Source organism: Streptomyces beijiangensis, from assembly GCF_017315755.1.
Taxonomy (GTDB): Bacteria; Actinomycetota; Actinomycetes; order Streptomycetales; family Streptomycetaceae; genus Streptomyces; species Streptomyces beijiangensis.
Map to the genome: position 1 here is coordinate 1 of NZ_JAFLRJ010001402.1, position 239 is coordinate 239.

Genomic DNA, 239 nt, shown 5'->3' on the forward strand with positions numbered 1-239 from the left:
GGTACGTCTCGCTCGCGGTGGGGCGGTTCCTGAGGGAGCTCTTCCGGCGGGTCGTCGTGGAACCGGTGCGCTGGGTGTACGCGCGTGTGCTGACGCCGGTGGGACATGTGGTGCGGGACGTGGTGCTGCGGCCCGCCGCCACGGCGGCGCGTGCCGTGGGGCGGGCCGTACGGCAGTCCCTCGCCTCCGCGCGCCTGACGCTGCGGCAGGCGCGTGCCGACCTCCGCCGGGTGCTGGTC

At 76.2% G+C, this 239-nt stretch carries 1 pseudogene; it reads left to right on the plus strand.

The window, feature by feature from the left end:
* Window positions 1-239 (plus strand): annotated as a pseudogene (locus J0695_RS42020) (hypothetical protein); the annotation flags it as partial.